The sequence below is a fragment of the Achromobacter insuavis genome (genome assembly GCF_902859645.1).
Lineage (GTDB): Bacteria > Pseudomonadota > Gammaproteobacteria > Burkholderiales > Burkholderiaceae_B > Achromobacter > Achromobacter insuavis.
In genome coordinates, this window is sequence record NZ_CADIJR010000005.1 from 17,006 (window position 1) to 32,290 (window position 15,285).

General features: G+C 68.1%; 13 protein-coding genes and 1 tRNA gene. 6 read left to right on the plus strand and 8 right to left on the minus strand.

Going from position 1 to position 15,285, the window contains the following annotated elements; genetic code table 11:
- Positions 1 to 3: 3 nt before the first annotated feature.
- From H0523_RS04780 to H0523_RS04805, 6 genes are all read right to left on the minus strand, one after another.
- Positions 4 to 954: a ribose-phosphate pyrophosphokinase gene (locus H0523_RS04780; protein ID WP_006227587.1), complete on the minus strand. Its 951-nt coding sequence runs from the start codon at positions 952 to 954 to the stop codon at positions 4 to 6.
- Positions 955 to 1,089: 135 nt separating this feature from the next.
- Positions 1,090 to 1,166: transfer RNA gene (locus H0523_RS04785), tRNA-Gln, on the minus strand.
- A 1-nt stretch (position 1,167) separates the two neighbouring features.
- On the minus strand, positions 1,168 to 2,085 hold the full coding sequence (gene ispE, locus H0523_RS04790; protein ID WP_054428956.1) for a 4-(cytidine 5'-diphospho)-2-C-methyl-D-erythritol kinase: 918 nt from the start codon (positions 2,083 to 2,085) through the stop codon (positions 1,168 to 1,170).
- A 98-nt stretch (positions 2,086 to 2,183) separates the two neighbouring features.
- A complete protein-coding gene (locus H0523_RS04795) occupies positions 2,184 to 3,782 on the minus strand; it encodes a methyl-accepting chemotaxis protein (RefSeq protein WP_054428957.1) in 1,599 nt (532 codons plus the stop codon).
- A gap of 235 nt (positions 3,783 to 4,017) precedes the next feature.
- Positions 4,018 to 4,587 (minus strand): lipoprotein insertase outer membrane protein LolB, encoded by a 570-nt coding sequence (gene lolB, locus H0523_RS04800; protein WP_054429257.1) that lies wholly within the window; start codon positions 4,585 to 4,587, stop codon positions 4,018 to 4,020.
- Positions 4,588 to 4,628: 41 nt separating this feature from the next.
- A complete protein-coding gene (locus tag H0523_RS04805) occupies positions 4,629 to 6,515 on the minus strand; it encodes a tetratricopeptide repeat protein (RefSeq protein ID WP_054428958.1) in 1,887 nt (628 codons plus the stop codon).
- Between H0523_RS04805 and mutM the strand changes: the two genes are divergently transcribed.
- The 4 genes from mutM to H0523_RS04825 all read left to right on the plus strand — a co-directional run bounded on the left by mutM (position 6,514) and on the right by H0523_RS04825 (position 10,566).
- Complete coding sequence (gene mutM, locus H0523_RS04810; RefSeq protein ID WP_054428959.1) at positions 6,514 to 7,341, plus strand: bifunctional DNA-formamidopyrimidine glycosylase/DNA-(apurinic or apyrimidinic site) lyase; 828 nt, start codon at positions 6,514 to 6,516, stop codon at positions 7,339 to 7,341. The two genes, H0523_RS04805 and mutM, sit on opposite strands and share 2 nt — an antisense overlap.
- 226 nt (positions 7,342 to 7,567) lie before the next feature.
- Positions 7,568 to 8,521 (plus strand): MBL fold metallo-hydrolase, encoded by a 954-nt coding sequence (locus tag H0523_RS04815; RefSeq protein WP_054428960.1) that lies wholly within the window; start codon positions 7,568 to 7,570, stop codon positions 8,519 to 8,521.
- A 129-nt stretch (positions 8,522 to 8,650) separates the two neighbouring features.
- Entirely contained in the window at positions 8,651 to 10,330 is a 1,680-nt protein-coding gene (locus tag H0523_RS04820; RefSeq protein WP_054428961.1) for an FAD-dependent oxidoreductase, read from the plus strand.
- 17 nt (positions 10,331 to 10,347) lie between these two features.
- Positions 10,348 to 10,566, plus strand: a complete 219-nt coding sequence (locus tag H0523_RS04825) for a DUF2783 domain-containing protein (RefSeq protein ID WP_054428962.1) — start codon at positions 10,348 to 10,350, stop codon at positions 10,564 to 10,566.
- Here the strand turns inward: H0523_RS04825 and H0523_RS04830 are convergent.
- Positions 10,532 to 11,449, minus strand: coding sequence for a LysR family transcriptional regulator (locus H0523_RS04830; RefSeq protein WP_054428963.1), 918 nt, complete (start codon positions 11,447 to 11,449; stop codon positions 10,532 to 10,534). The genes H0523_RS04825 and H0523_RS04830 overlap by 35 nt on opposite strands.
- 165 nt (positions 11,450 to 11,614) lie before the next feature.
- Between H0523_RS04830 and hmgA the strand changes: the two genes are divergently transcribed.
- Entirely contained in the window at positions 11,615 to 12,913 is a 1,299-nt protein-coding gene (hmgA, locus tag H0523_RS04835) for a homogentisate 1,2-dioxygenase (protein ID WP_054428964.1), read from the plus strand.
- 118 nt (positions 12,914 to 13,031) lie between these two features.
- Entirely contained in the window at positions 13,032 to 14,351 is a 1,320-nt protein-coding gene (fahA, locus tag H0523_RS04840) for a fumarylacetoacetase (RefSeq protein WP_054428965.1), read from the plus strand.
- Between the two features lie 10 nt (positions 14,352 to 14,361).
- On the opposite strand, the gene yihG is transcribed toward fahA, so the two are convergent.
- Positions 14,362 to 15,276 carry a 1-acylglycerol-3-phosphate O-acyltransferase, YihG family gene (gene yihG, locus H0523_RS04845; protein ID WP_054429258.1) on the minus strand — a complete coding sequence of 305 codons (915 nt, stop codon included), beginning with the start codon at positions 15,274 to 15,276 and terminating at the stop codon, positions 14,362 to 14,364.
- Positions 15,277 to 15,285: the final 9 nt, after the last annotated feature.

The following is a 15,285-nucleotide window of genomic DNA, read 5'->3' on the forward strand; positions in this document are numbered from 1 at the left end:
GCGTCAGTCGACGAACAGCGAGCTGACCGATTCCGCGTTCGAGATACGCAGGATGGTCTCGCCCAGCAGCGCGGCGCACGAAAGCTGGCGGATCTTGCCGCTGGCCTGGCCTTGCTCGGAGAGCGGAATGGTGTCGGTGACGACCAGTTCGTCCAGTTCCGACGCCTCGATGCGGTCGATGGCGCCGCCCGACAGCACGGGGTGCGTGCAATAGGCGTAAACGGCGCCGGCGCCGCGGTCCTTCAGGGCCTGGGCCGCCTTGCACAGCGTGCCGGCGGTGTCGACCATGTCGTCCATGATGATGCAGGTGCGGCCGTCGACTTCACCGATGATGTTCATCACTTCCGACACGTTGGCGCGCGGACGACGCTTGTCGATGATGGCCAGGTCGGCTTCGAGCTGCTTGGCCAGCGCGCGGGCCCGCACCACGCCGCCGATGTCCGGGGACACGACGACCAGGTTCGAGAAATTGCGGCGCCAGATGTCACCCAGCAGGATCGGGCCCGCGTAGATGTTGTCCACGGGAATGTCGAAGAAACCCTGGATCTGGTCGGCGTGCAGGTCCATCGTCAGGACGCGGTCGACGCCAGCCACTTGCAGCATGTTGGCCACGACCTTGGCCGAGATCGCGACGCGCGCCGAACGCGGGCGGCGGTCCTGGCGGGCGTAGCCGAAATAGGGAATCGCGGCGGTGATGCGGCCGGCCGAAGCGCGGCGCAGGGCATCGACCATCACCATGATTTCCATCAGGTTGTCATTGGTAGGCGCACAGGTGGGCTGCAGGACGAAGACGTCCTTGCCGCGCACGTTTTCGTTGATCTCGACCATCACCTCGCCGTCGGAGAAGCGACCGACGGTCATCTTGCCCAGGGACATATCGAGGTGGTTGACTACGTCCACGGCCAGCCGAGTATTGGCCGTGCCCGTGAAGATCATGAAGCTATCGTTTGCCATGATGGATGATGCGATGGTCGTTTCGAGACACTAACGAGGTGATGCGAGAACCTGCTGAAACCGGAAAATAAAAAAGCTGCTGAACCCGGGCCAGTGTCTTACAGGCGTGTTCAACAGCTTTGTTATGTATTCGGTTGGCTGGGGAGGAAGGATTCGAACCTTCGCATGCCGGAATCAAAATCCGGTGCCTTAACCAGCTTGGCGACTCCCCAACTATCTTGCAATCCAATTCCGCAACGGATGTTCAGTCAACCCAGGACATGCCTGCACTAACCGGAACCGTGGATGCGTTGTGCTGTTTAATTCAACAGCGCCGCGCATTGTAGCGGTAATTTCCGTTTTCGCCAAAACGGCCTCCGAAAGTTCGGAAAACTCGGCGTACAAACACGCGCCAGATCCCGACATGCGAACTTGGGTTCCCGTGTCTTTCAACACACCCTGCTCTGCAAGCCACCGCGATGCCCTGAGAACCTCAGGATAAAGACGGTAGACCACCGGCTCCAAATCATTTTTCCCGAAGGAAAATGTAGGCGAAGCAAGAAAGTCCGCTATTGTGATGTAAGAAGAATCCCTTGTCAAATCGGGTGCGGAAAAAATTCCAACGGTCGGCACGCTCGCGTCCGGCTGCGCCACCAGATAGGCCCGCGCCGGCAGGTCCAGCGCCGTCAGTTTTTCGCCCACGCCCTCGGCAAAAGCGGACTGGCCGAACACGAACACCGGCACGTCCGCGCCCAGCGGCAGCGCCAGGTCCATCAGCTCGCGCCGCGACAGGCCGGTGCCCCACAGGCGATTCAACGCGATCAGCACGGTGGCCGCGTCGCTCGATCCGCCGCCCAGTCCGCCGCCCTGCGGAATGCGCTTTTCCAGCGCGATCTGCGCGCCCTGGCGCGTGCCGGTGGCCTGTTGCAGCGCGCGGGCGGCGCGCAGGGTGAGATCGTCCTGTTCCGACACGCCGGGCAATTCCGTGGCGCGGCTGATGACGCCATCGGCGCGCGCCTCGAAATGCAGCGTGTCGCACAGGTCGATGAAGCGGAAAGCGGTCTGCAGCAGATGGTAGCCGTCGGGACGGCGGCCCACCACGTGCAGGAACAGGTTCACCTTGGCGGGCGCGGGTACGTCGTAGAGAGTCACGGCGGATCGGGAAAAAGGACGATTGCGTCGATTTTAGCGATCCGCCGGACACGGCGGCGCCAGGCGCGGCAAAGAAGGACCGTCGGCACGGCCCCGGATCAGGCGATCTGCGGCGCGACGCGGCCGGCCAGGCGCTCGGCCGGCGCCTCGATCACCTGCCCCTCCGGCAGCTTGAACACGGCCACGGCGCCCGCCAGCTGGCGCGCCTGCTCTTCGAGCGCGCCGGCCGCGGCGGCGGCCTGCTCCACCAGCGCGGCGTTCTGCTGCGTCACGCCATCCATCTGCGTGACGGCGCGGTTGACCTGGTCGATGCCGGTGGCCTGCTCTTCCGACGCGGCGGAGATTTCGCCCATCAGGCTGGTCACGCGCTGCACCGAATCGACGATCTCGCGCATGGTGGCGCCCGCGGTTTCGACCTGCTCGGAACCGACGCCGACCTTCTGCGCCGAGTCCTCGATGAGCTGCTTGATTTCCTTGGCGGCGGCGGCGCTGCGCTGGGCCAGCGTGCGCACCTCGCTGGCGACCACGGCAAAGCCCTTGCCCTGCTCGCCGGCGCGCGCGGCTTCCACGGCCGCATTGAGCGCCAGGATGTTGGTCTGGAAGGCGATGCCGTCGATCACGCCGACGATGTCGGAAATGCGCGACGAGCTGCCCGAGATGGCGCGCATGGTCTCGACCACGCTGGAGACGGCCTCGCCGCCGCGTTGCGCCACGGCGGCCGAGGCGGCGACCATGCGGTTGGCTTCGCGCGCGGTGTCGGCGTTCTGCTTCACCGTGGTGGCCAGCTCTTCCATGCTGGCCGCGGTTTCCTCGAGTGAGGCGGCCTGCTCTTCGGTGCGGCTGGACAGGTCGGCGTTGCCGGACGAGATTTCGCGCGCGCCGACGTTGATCTCATCGACGCCACGGCGCACCGTGGACACCGTGCGCACCAGGCTGTCCTGCATCGCGCGCAGCGCGCTCAGCAGCGCGCCGATCTCGTTGCGGCCGCGATCGGCCACGCGGCGCGTCAGGTCGCCTTCGGCGATGCGGCGGAAGATCTCGCCGGCCTCCAGCAGCGGACGCACGATCATGCGGCGGATCAGCACGTGCGCGCCCACCGCCATCAGCAGGCCCAGCACCAGGATGCCGGCCAGCAGATACGAGAAGATCATGTGGAACAGCGAGATCTCGTCCATCACCTCCTGGCCGGTGGTCTCGGCGCGCTTCATGAAGGCGTCACGCTCGGACACCAGCAGCTCCTGCACCTGCTGCGTGCCCTGCTTGAAATAGGCGTCCATGTCGCCGGCCTCGAGCACTTTGCCGACGCTCTGCAGGTTGTTGCTGAGGTTGGTGTAGGCCTCGATCAGGTCCTTGGAGACGACCTTCTCGTCGGCCGACAGACCGCCTGCAAAGGTCTGGAAGGCGCGGTCGCCCGCGGCGATGCGCTGGCGCGCCAGGCGCAGCGCGGTGGTGTCGCTGGCATTGCCCTGCGCCACGCGCGTGGCGTAGCGGCTCAGGTCGGTGCGCGCCGCCACCAGCGACAGCGCGGCCGTGTTCACGGCGTTGACCTGTTGCGAGGAAAGGCGATAGAGCTGGCCGACGTCCTGATTGGTCTGCCGCAGCGCGACGAAACCCATGCCGCCCACCAGCAGCTGGAAAGTGAAAAACACCGCGATGATCCCCAAGAGCATCGTCGCGATCCGCGTATTCCTGAACATTGGCATTCTCCGTAAAAAAGCGGCGGTGCGATCCGCGACCACCGGCCTTGCATGCCGCGCGCAGGGGTCGCGCGCGCGAGTGTGGAGGAATTATTCAGGTTAAACAGAATCTATCAATCAGTAACAGAGTCGCTTTTGCAACGCTTATTTGCCGATTGAGGCGAAACGGACGTGCTACCGGCAGACGACACAACGGCCCCGAAGGGCCGTCGCGAACGTCACAGACCGGAAGCAATCAGGGCTTGTTGACGACCAACCGCACCATGATGCGGCGGCCGGGCTCCTGGCGCTCGAGCACCAGCATCTGCGGACCGAGCGTGTCATAGCGCGACAACCGCGCGCGCCAGCCGCCCTGCTCGAACGCCACGGGGCGGCCCAGCTCGTCGTTGGAGACGTCGGTGGCCTCGGGCTGGCCCGGCAGCCTGCCGCGCAGCCAGTCGCGCAGGCCGGACACCGGCATGCTGCTGCCCAGGGCGTCTTCGGCCAGGGCGTCGGGGTTGTCGGCCACCAGGCGGGTGCCGTCGGCCTTGGTCAGGCTGGCCGCGCCGGGCTGGCCCTCGACGCGCGCCTCGGTCGAGCCGAGCGGGTTGGTCAGGTCCAGCACATAGCGGCGGCCGTCGTCCGACCAGGAGAAGCCGCCCTGCACGGCATTCTGCTTGCCGCTTTCCTCGTTGACCGTGATGGCGAAACGGCCGATGCGCGAGAAGGCGTCGGCCGAGACGCCCTCGATGGGCTTGGGCGTGGTGGTGCAGGCCGCCAGCGCGAAGGCCAGCAGGGCCAGCAGGGCCCAGCGCATCCAGGCCATGCCGCCGGCCAACCCGCGAGGCGTCGTCGCGACCGCTGCCGTCACAGGCTGACTCCGAGGCGCTTGACGACCTCGAGCACGGTCTTGTTCTTGGGATCCTTGGCCAAGGCGGCGCGCAGCAGTTCGACCGCCTGGTCGCGCTTGCCCTGGGTCCACAGCACTTCGGCCAGATGGGCGGCGATGTCGGCTTCCGGACGCACGCTGTAGGCGCGGCGCAGGTAGTCGGCGGCGGCGACCTGGTCGCCCATGCGGAATTTGACCCAGCCCATGCTGTCCAGGATGAACGGGTCGTTGGGCGACAGTTCCAGCGCCTGGGTGATCAGGTCCAGCGCTTCGGGCAGGCGCTGGTTGTGGTCGGCCAGCGTGTAGCCCAGCGCGTTGTAGGCGTGGGCATGCTCGGGATCGAGGGCGATGACCTGGCGCAGCATGCGTTCGAGGTCGGCCAGGCGGTCCTGGCGCTCGTACAGCATGGCCAGCTCGTACTTGATCTCGACGGTGTCGGGCAGCGCCTGGTCGGCCGCTTCCAGCACCGACACGGCCTGGCCGATGCGGTCGGCATCGCGCAGGATCTGGGCCTTGGTCAGCACGCCCAGGGTGCGCTCTTCCTCGTCCTGGGGCGCGGCGGCGTCGACCATCTTGATGGCGTCGTCGACCCGGCCGGACTTGGCGCGCAGGGCGGCCTGGCGCATGCGCGCCGAGAAGCGCAGCGACGGATCGTCGATGCGGCCCAGTTCGGCGATGGCTTCGTCGTACTGGCCCTGGTCTTCGGCGATGCGCGACAGCAGCACGTGGGCATCGGCCGCGGCGGCGCCGGCGTCGGTGGCGCCCGGCACGATGGCGCGCTGGCGCTGGTTCTGGACGTCCAGGTACTGCTGCAGCAAGGTCTTGGCCTGCGGCAGCTGGCCAGCCTTGTAGGCCAGCTGGGCCTGCATGAAGAGCAGGTCGAAGTCTTCCGGCGAGCGGCGCGACATGGCCTGCAATTCAGCCAGGGCGCCATTGTAGTCGCCGGCGTCGGCCATCTGGCCGGCCAGCATCAGCCGGACCTTGCGGGCGTTGGGATTGCGGTTGATGTAGGCGCGGGCATCGGCCTGCGCGCGCTGCGGGTCGACCTTGGCGCCGTACTCGAGGACGCGCTGGGCGGCCGGTTCGGACTTGGGGTCGGCGGCCAGGGCGGCATGGGCCTCCTGGGAGGCGCGCGGGTAGTCGCCGGCGGCGGAGGCCACGTCGGCCAGCGCCAGGTGGGCGGCGGGCAGCTTGCGCACGCTGTCGCTCAGCGCTTCGTCAAGGATGCGCAGCGCCAGGCGGCGGTCGTTCAGGCGGCTCAGCACGGCCAGGGCCTGGCCGATGGCGGCCGGCTTGTCGCGCGAGGCCTCGATGCGGTTGCGCAGGGCCTGCGACAGCCCCTTGGTCTGGCCGTTGGCGGCGGCCAGCGCCAATTCGGTGGAGCTGGCCTCGAGATCGTTGGGCGACAGGCGGGCCCAGACGCGGGCGGCGTCCAGGGCGCCCGGCAGGTTGCCGCCGGCCAGCTGGAATTCCAGGCCGCGGCGCGCCAGGCGGGGATCGCCGGTGTCGCGCGCCAGGCCGACCATGGTGTTGGCGGCGGTGCCGTACATGCCGCGCTGGGCGGCGATTTCCGACGCCAGGACACGGTAGAAGATGTCGGCGGTCAGCGACACGTAGGGCAGCTGGCCCGGACGCAGGCGGATCACCTCGGTTTCTGGCTGGCGGTTCTGGGGCGCCATGCGGGGGCCGGTCGCATCCCGCGTCCGGCTGTCGGCGGCCTGGGCCTGAGGGGCCAGGGCGGAGGCCAACGCAAGCGCCAGCGCGGCAATCCCGATATTCATTTGTTTGAAAGACGACTTCACGCGGCCCGTCCGGTTGGTGGCACAATCTTCGTACACGCAATTGATGATCTTACACTGGCTCATGCCGGAACTGCCTGAAGTTGAAACCACGCGTCGCGGAATCGACGCCGTCATCACCGGCCGCCCCCTCACGCGGCTGGTCGTCCACGAGTCCCGGATGCGCTGGCCCATCCCGGCCGACCTGCCCGCCCTGGTGGGCGGCCGCACCGTGCTGGAATGCGGCCGCCGCGGCAAATACCTGCTGCTGCGCTTCGACCACGGCACCCAGATCGTGCATCTCGGCATGTCCGGGTCGCTGCGCAGCGTGGCCCCGGGCGAATTCCTGCGCAAGCACGACCACGTCGAATGGATCTTCGACCAGGCCGTGCTGCGGCTGCACGACCCGCGCCGCTTCGGCGCGGTGCTGTGGCACCCCGATGCGGACGGACCGGTCGAAAACCACCCCCTGCTGGCCAAGCTCGGCATCGAGCCGTTCGATCCGCGCTTTGACGGCGCCTGGCTGCACCACCACTTCAAGAACCACGGCGCCGCGATCAAGCAGGTGCTGCTGGCCGGCATGGCGGTGGTCGGCGTGGGCAATATCTACGCCTCCGAAAGCCTGTTCCGCGCCCGCATCAACCCCAAGACCCCGGCCAACAAACTGTCGCGCGCCCGCTGCGACCGCCTGGCGGACATGGTGCGCGCCACCCTGGCCGACGCCCTGACCTCCGGCGGCAGCACCCTGCGCGACTACGTCGGCGCCACCGGCGAACCGGGCGCGTATTTCGAGATCCACGCGGCGGTCTACGAGCGCGCCGGCCAGCCCTGCCGGGTCTGCGGCACGCCGATCAAGCGCATCGTCCAGGGCCAGCGGGCCACCTATTACTGCCCCAAGTGCCAGAAGACCTGAGCGCGCCGCTTGAAACATCCAAACCCCTGGGGCCGCCCGTGGCCCGAAAGGTTCCCGTCCGGGCCGCCCTGCGCGGCCCGGATGCATTTGGGCAAGCCCTGGAAATCCAAGGGAAATCCCTGCCAAAAAGGCGCGATTCGTTTATAGCAAACGTATTGCACAACCACTAACGCCAAGCTATAGTCCTTCCACACACCCTATTCCTATAAAAGTGGAAGGAGCCTCCATGAGCAAGCAATTCGCCTCGCACGCCGACCTGACCGACAAGGTCGTGTCGTTCGAAAAGCTGTCCGACAACGCCTATGCCTACACCGCCGAAGGCGACCCCAACACGGGCGTGATCATCGGCGACGAGGCCGTCATGGTGGTCGACACCCAGGCCACGCCGGTGATGGCGCAGGACGTCATCCGCCGCATCCGCGAAGTCACCGACAAGCCGATCAAGTACATCCTGCTGTCGCACTACCACGCGGTGCGCGTGTTCGGCGCCTCGGCCTACAACGCCCAGGAGATCCTGGCCAGCCGCGACACCTACGACCTGATCGCCGAACGCGGCGAGCAGGACAAGGCCAGCGAGATCGGCCGCTTCCCGCGCCTGTTCCGCAACGCCGAATCGATTCCCCCCGGCCTGGTCTGGCCCACCATGACGTTCAAGGGCGAGATGACCGTCAACCTGGGCAACCTGGAAGTCAAGCTGCTGCAGGTCGGCCGCGGCCACACCAAGGGCGACACCATCGCCTGGCTGCCCGAGCAGAAGATCCTGTTCGCCGGCGACCTGGTCGAATACCAGTCCACCCCCTACTGCGGCGACGCCTACTTCCGCGACTGGCCCAGCACGCTGGACGCGCTGTCGGGCTTCGAGGCCGAAAAGATGGTGCCCGGCCGCGGCCCCGCGCTGAAGAACGCCACCGAAGTGCGCCAGGGCCTGGCCGGCACGCGCGCCTTCCTGACCGACCTGTACGGCGCGGTCAACCGCGGCGTGGCCGAGGGCAAGGACCTGAAGACGATCTACCGCGAGGTCTACGACTTCATGAAGCCGCGCTACAGCGACTGGGTCATCTTCGACCACTGCATGCCGTTCGACGTGTCGCGCGCTTACGACGAGGCCAGCGGCCACGTCCACCCGCGCATCTGGACCGACAAGCGCGACCTGGAAATGTGGGCCCAGCTGGAGGGCTGATCCCGCGCGGCCGGTCCGCCGGCCGCGGTTCCACCGATTGAAACGGCGCCGCACGACCCGCCGGCCATGCGCCGCGGGCGACGCGCGGCGCCGCGCATAAAAACAAAATGACCCACACAGGAGACAACCGTGGGAGACATCGACTTTCAGGCGATGGAATTCGCCTATGAGAAGCACGCCGACCAGGCCGCCGCGACGCAGGCGCGCCACCCGGTGGTGGTGGTGGGCGCCGGCCCGGTCGGCCTGACCACGGCGCTGGATCTGGCGCGCCAGGGCGTGCGGGTGGTGGTGCTGGACGACGACTACCGCCTGTCCACCGGCTCGCGCGCCATCTGCTTTTCCAAGCGCACCCTCGAAATCTGGGACCGCCTCGGCGTCGGCCAGCGCATGGTCGACAAGGGCGTGTCGTGGAACGTGGGCAAGGTGTTCTTCCGCGACCAGGAGGTCTGGCGCTTCGACCTGCTGCCGGAACCCGGCCATCGCCGCCCCGCCTTCATCAACCTGCAGCAGTACTACGCCGAAGGCTATCTGTACGAACAGGCGCGCCAGGAACCGAACATCGACCTGCGCTGGAAGAACAAGGTGGTGGGCCTGGAACAGGCCGGCGACGGCGTGGTGCTGTCGATCGACACGCCCGAAGGCGGCTACGCGCTGCGCGCCGACTGGCTGGTGGCCTGTGACGGCGCCCGTTCGCCGGTGCGCAAGCTGATCGGCCAGGAAAGCCATGGCCGCATCTTCCGCGACCGCTTCCTCATCGCCGACGTCAAGATGAAGGCCGACTTCCCGGCCGAGCGCTGGTTCTGGTTCGACCCGCCCTTCCACCCCAATCAATCGGTGCTGCTGCACATGCAGCCCGACAACGTCTGGCGCATCGACTTCCAGCTGGGCTGGAACGCCGACCCGGTCGAGGCCGTCAAGCCCGAGAACGTGCTGCCGCGCATCCGCGCCCTGCTCGGCCCGGACGCGCAATTCGACCTGGAATGGGTCAGCGTCTACACCTTCGCCTGCGAGCGCATGGACAAGTTCCGCCACGGCCGCGTGGTGTTCGCCGGCGACTCGGCGCACCGCGTCTCGCCGTTCGGCGCGCGCGGCGCCAACAGCGGCGTGCAGGATGCCGAGAACCTGGCCTGGAAACTGCGCCTGGTGCTGGCCGGCCAGGCGCCCGAATCGCTGATCGACAGCTACGCCGCCGAACGCGAGCACGCCGCCGACGAGAACATCCTGAACTCGTCGCGCGCCACCGACTTCATCACGCCCAAGAGCGACATCAGCCGCAGCTTCCGCAACGCCGTGCTGAACCTGGCCCGCACCCATGCGTTCGCGCGCACGCTAGTCAACAGCGGCCGCCTGTCGCTGCCCGCCACCTACGCCGATTCGCCGCTGAACAGCCCCGACCGCGACACGTTCGCCGGCCGCATGCGGCCCGGCGCGGTGGCGCTGGACGCGCCGGTGCGCGGACCCGGCGACTCGCCGTGGTGGCTGTCGCAACTGGACGCGGGTTTCACGCTGGCCCTGTTCTGCGGCGACCAGCCGCCCGCGATCGACACCTTGCAGGCCCTGCGCGCGCTGCGCCTGGCCGCCGTGCCGGTGAAAGCCGTGCTGGTGGCCGGACCCGGCTGCGATACCGCCGGCTGGCCGGAAGACATGGCGCACGTCGTCGACAACGAGGGCCTGCTGGCCCAGCGCTACGACGCGCTGTCCGGCACCGCCTATCTGATCCGCCCCGACCAGCACATCGCCGCGCGCTGGCGCGCCTTCCAGCCCGACGCGGTGACGTCGGCCGTCAACCGCGCGATTGGCCGCGCCTGAACCCGGAGGCCCTATCCATGCTGAACACCGAAACCAACCTGGCCGCGCCGGACGACTTCTACGAAGCGCTGATCGACGCCCATCGCGACCTGAGCAACGAACAGAGCCAGGAGATGAACGCGGCGCTGATCCTGCTGCTGGCCAACCACCTGGGCGACATGGCGGTGCTGCGCGAAGCGCTGGCGCAGGCGCGCGCGTCGGTCACGCCGGCGGCGAACCCACCGCAAACGCATTGACGATCAGGGCGCGCAGCCACTGGTTGCCTCCATCACGGTCGTAGCGGCGCTGCCAGTACATATTGGTCTGCAGCGCCGGCACCTTCACCGGCGGCGTCATGTAGCGCAGGCCGAAGGGCGGCGCGGCGCTGGCCGCCAGTTTCTCGGGCACCGTGGCCAACAGGTCGGTGGCGCTGACGATGTACGGCACGGCCGAGAAATGCGGCACGCTGAAATGCTCGGCCAGCATCACCCCGGCCCGCTCCATCGACTGGACCACCTGGCCGTAGGGCGCGGCGCGCGACACGATCAGGTGGCGCTCGGCGCGGAATGCCTTCAGCCCCATGCCGGCATGGGCGGTGGGATGCGCCTGGCGGAACAGCGTGGCGTAGCCCTGCCGGAACAGCATGCGCTGCAAGGTCCCCGCCCCCATCTCGTCGAACGCGCCGATGGCCAGGTCGATCCGGCCCGCCTCCATCTCGCGCGAGAGATCGGGACCTTGCACCCGCACCGAATCGATGCGCACCTGCGGCGCCACCTGCACGCAGACCTCCATCAGCCGCGGCATGAAATGGATCTCGCCGACGTCGGTCATCGCCACGCGGAAACGCCGCGTGCTGGCGGTGGCGTCGAACGCGTCCTGGTCCTGCAGGGCCTGCGACAGCATCGCCAGCGCCTCGCTCACCGGGCCGGCCAGGCGCTGCGCGCGCGGCGTCGGCAGCATGCCTTGCGCGGTGCGCACGAACAGCTCGTCGCCGAAGGCCAGCCGCAGCCGGCGCAGGGCATTGCTGACCGCCGGCTGCGACAGGTCCAGCCGCCGCGCCACGGCGGACAGGTTGCGGTCCTCCAGCAGGTGCTGGAACAGGATCAGCAGGTTCAGGTCGACGTCGCGCAAGTCCGCCATCAGGCACCCCTACTATTCACAAAATTTATAGTTGCTATTTTTGCATTCCCGTAGCCGTAGCGGGGGATTTTTCCGACAATGACGTATCGACGCCGGACGGCCCCATCCGGCGCGCCAAGACCAAGACCGCGCGGCCACGCATCGCGCGCCACCCAGGAGGATTCCATGGAACTGCAATACCAGACCGGCTTCGGCAACGACTGTGCCACCGAAGCCCTACCCGGCGCGCTGCCGCTGGGCCGCAATTCGCCGCAGCAATGCCCCTACGGCCTGTACGCCGAACAGCTGTCCGGCACCGCCTTCACCGCGCCGCGCAGCGAGAACCGCCGTTCGTGGCTGTATCGGATCCGCCCGGGCGCCCAGCACCTGCCGTTCGAGCCGTTCGGCGGCGCCGCCGGCTGGGAAAGCGCGTTCGGCCACGGCCCGGTCACGCCCAACCAGCTGCGCTGGAGCCCCCTGCCCATCCCCGCCACGCCCACCGACTTCGTCGAGGGCGTGAAGACCTGGGGCGGCAACGGCGGCCCCGATGAACAGGGCGGCGTCGGCATCCACCTGTATGCCGCCAACCGCTCGATGCAGGGCCGCTATTTCTACAACGCCGACGGCGAGCTGCTGCTGGTGCCGCAGCAGGGCCGCCTGCGCCTGGCCACCGAACTGGGCCTGATCGACCTGGAGCCGCTGGAGATCGCCGTGATCCCGCGCGGCGTGCGCTTCAGCGTGCAACTGCTGGACGGCACCGCGCGCGGCTATATGCTGGAGAACTTCGGCGCCGCGCTGCGCCTGCCCGAACTGGGCCCGATCGGCTCGAACTGCCTGGCCAACGCCCGCGACTTCAAGACGCCGGTGGCCTGGTACGAAGACGTGGAAGGCGACTTCGAACTGATCGCCAAGTTCACCGGCGGCTTCTGGCGCGCCGCGATCGGCCACTCGCCGCTGGACGTGGTGGCCTGGCACGGCACGCACGCGCCGTACAAGTACGACCTGCGCCACTTCAACACCATCGGCTCGATCAGCTACGACCATCCGGACCCGTCGATCTTCACGGTGCTGACCGCGCCGTCCGACACCCCGGGCACGGCCAACATGGACTTCGCCATCTTCCCGCCGCGCATCCTGGCGATGGAAAACACCTTCCGTCCGCCCTGGTTCCACCGCAACGTCGCCAGCGAATTCATGGGCCTGATCCAGGGCGTGTACGACGCCAAGGCCGACGGCTTCGCCCCCGGCGGCGCCAGCCTGCACAACTGCATGAGCGGCCACGGCCCCGACGCCGAGACCTTCGAGAAAGCCTCGCACGCCGACACCAGCCACGCGCACTACATCCGCGAGACCATGGCCTTCATGTTCGAGACGCGGCGCGTGATCCGCCCGACGGCGCAGGCGCTGGCCTCGGTAGAATTGCAGGGCGACTATTACCGGTGCTGGCAGGGCCTGAAGAAGCACTTCGATCCCCGCAAGGCGTGACCGGCGTTTCCGCCGTCACGCCCGCCCACGGCGATGCGCGCAAGCGCATCGCCGTTTGGCTTTGGATTTTCCCGGCGCCCGCCGGCCCCTTACAAACACTGAACGAGACATTCCCGCCATGACCACTCCCATCAACGAAACCCACGACCCGTCCCTGAAGAGCTGGGTCGCCAGCGCCAACACCGGCGCGTCGGACTTCCCGGTGCAGAACCTGCCCTACGCCGCGTTCCGCCGCAAGGACTCGCAGGAATCGTTCCGGCCCGGCGTGGCCATCGGCGACCAGATCGTCGACCTGGCCGCGCTGGCCGCGGCCAAGCCGTTCGAGGGCGCCGCCGCCGAGGCGCTGGCCGCCTGCCAGGGCGACAGCCTGAACGCGCTGATGGCCCTGGGCCAGGCCCACTGGAGCGCGCTGCGCCTGGCGCTGTCGCGCGCGCTGCGCGAAGGCGCCGCGCTGCGCGCCACGGTCGAGCCGCTGCTGGTGGCCCAGGCCGACGCCGAATACACCACGCCCGCCCGCATCGGCGACTACACCGACTTCTACATCTCGGTGCACCACGCCACCGCCGTGGGCAAGCAGTTCCGCCCCGACAATCCCCTGCTGCCGAACTACAAGTGGGTGCCGATCGGCTACCACGGCCGCGCCTCCAGCATCGGCGTGGACCAGAAGTTCGCCCGCCCGGTCGGCCAGACGCGTCCCGCCAATGAGGGCGAGGCGCCGCAATTCGGCCCGTGCGTACGGCTGGACTACGAACTGGAACTGGGCATTTTCGTCGGCACCGGCAACGCGCAGGGCGACCGCATCGCGCTGGCGGACGCCGACGCCCACGTGTTCGGCCTGTGCATCCTGAACGACTGGTCGGCGCGCGACATCCAGGCCTGGGAATACCAGCCGCTGGGCCCGTTCCTGGCGAAGAACTTCGCCTCGACCATTTCGCCGTGGATCGTCACGCTGGAAGCGCTGGAGCCGTTCCGCACGCAATGGAACCGCGGCCCGTCCGAGCCGCAGCCGCTGCCGTACCTGGCCTCCGACGCCAACCGCGCCAAGGGCGCCTACGACGTGCGGATGGAAGTGCTGCTGACGACCGAACAGTCGCGCGCCGGCAAGCAGGCGCCGGCCCGCCTGTCGGGCAGCAACTTCCGCGATGCGTACTGGAACGTGGCGCAACTGATCACGCACCACACGGTGAACGGCTGCAACCTGCAGCCGGGCGACATGCTCGGCACCGGCACGCTGTCGGGCCCGCAGCCGTCGGAAGCCGGCTCGCTGCTGGAACTGAACCACGGCGGCAAGAACCCGATCGAACTGCCCTGGGGCGAGAAGCGCACCTTCCTGCAGGATGGCGACCAGGTCATCATGCGCGCCGAGTGCGTCAAGGCCGGCTACCCGCGCATCGGCTTCGGCGAATGCTCGGGCACGGTGCTGCCGGCGCGGGTCTGAGCGTCGCCTGTCACGATCGGGGCTTGGCGGCCGCATCGGCCGTCAACGCCTCGATCTCGTCGTCCTTGGCCTGCCACTGCTGGCCCAGCCAGTGGTGGAATTCGGTGCGGAAGGCCTTGTCGCGGCTGTAGTCACCTTCGCAGAAAGCCGGCGGCACCGGCACGTGATGCATGCGCACCCGCACCTCGCCCATGCGGCCGCAGGCCATGTCCCAGAAGCTGGGCACGCCCGCCGGATAGGCGATGGTGACATCGATCATCGAACGAAAGCGCGTGCCCATCGCGTTCAGCGACACCGCCAGCCCGCCCGCCTTGGGCTTGAGCAGGTGGCGGTACGGCGAACCCTGCGCGTCACGCTTGGCCGGGGTGAAGCGCGTGCCCTCGGCAAACACCATCACGCTGGTCGGCACCAATGAGAACTTCTGGCAGGCGCGGCGCGCGGTTTCCTGGTCCTCGCGTCCCAGGGCCGGATTGCGGCGCAGCGCGGCCTTGCCATGGCGTTTCATGAACGGGAAATCCAGCGCCCACCACGCCAGCCCGATCACCGGCACGTAGATCAGCTGCTGCTTGAGGAAGAACTTCAGCAGCGGGATGCGACGGTTCAGCGAGCCTTGCAGCACGAAGATATCGACCCAGGACTGGTGGTTGCAGTTGACCAGGTACCAGTCGGCGTAGCGCAAGCCGGTATTGCCGCGCACGTCCCAGGGCGCGCGCTGGATGCGCGTGAACCAGGCGGTATTGACGCTGATCCAGGCCGTGGCGATGCCATTGAGGATCGGATCGATGCGGCGCCGGGCGGCGGCGAAGGGCAACGCCAGCTTCAGCAGCGCCATGGGGAACAGCAGCAGGCACCAGAACAGCGTGCTGACGCCGATCATGAGCGTGCTGAACACGCCGGTCAGCCAGGCCAGGCGGCCGCGCGGCACCGGCCAGCC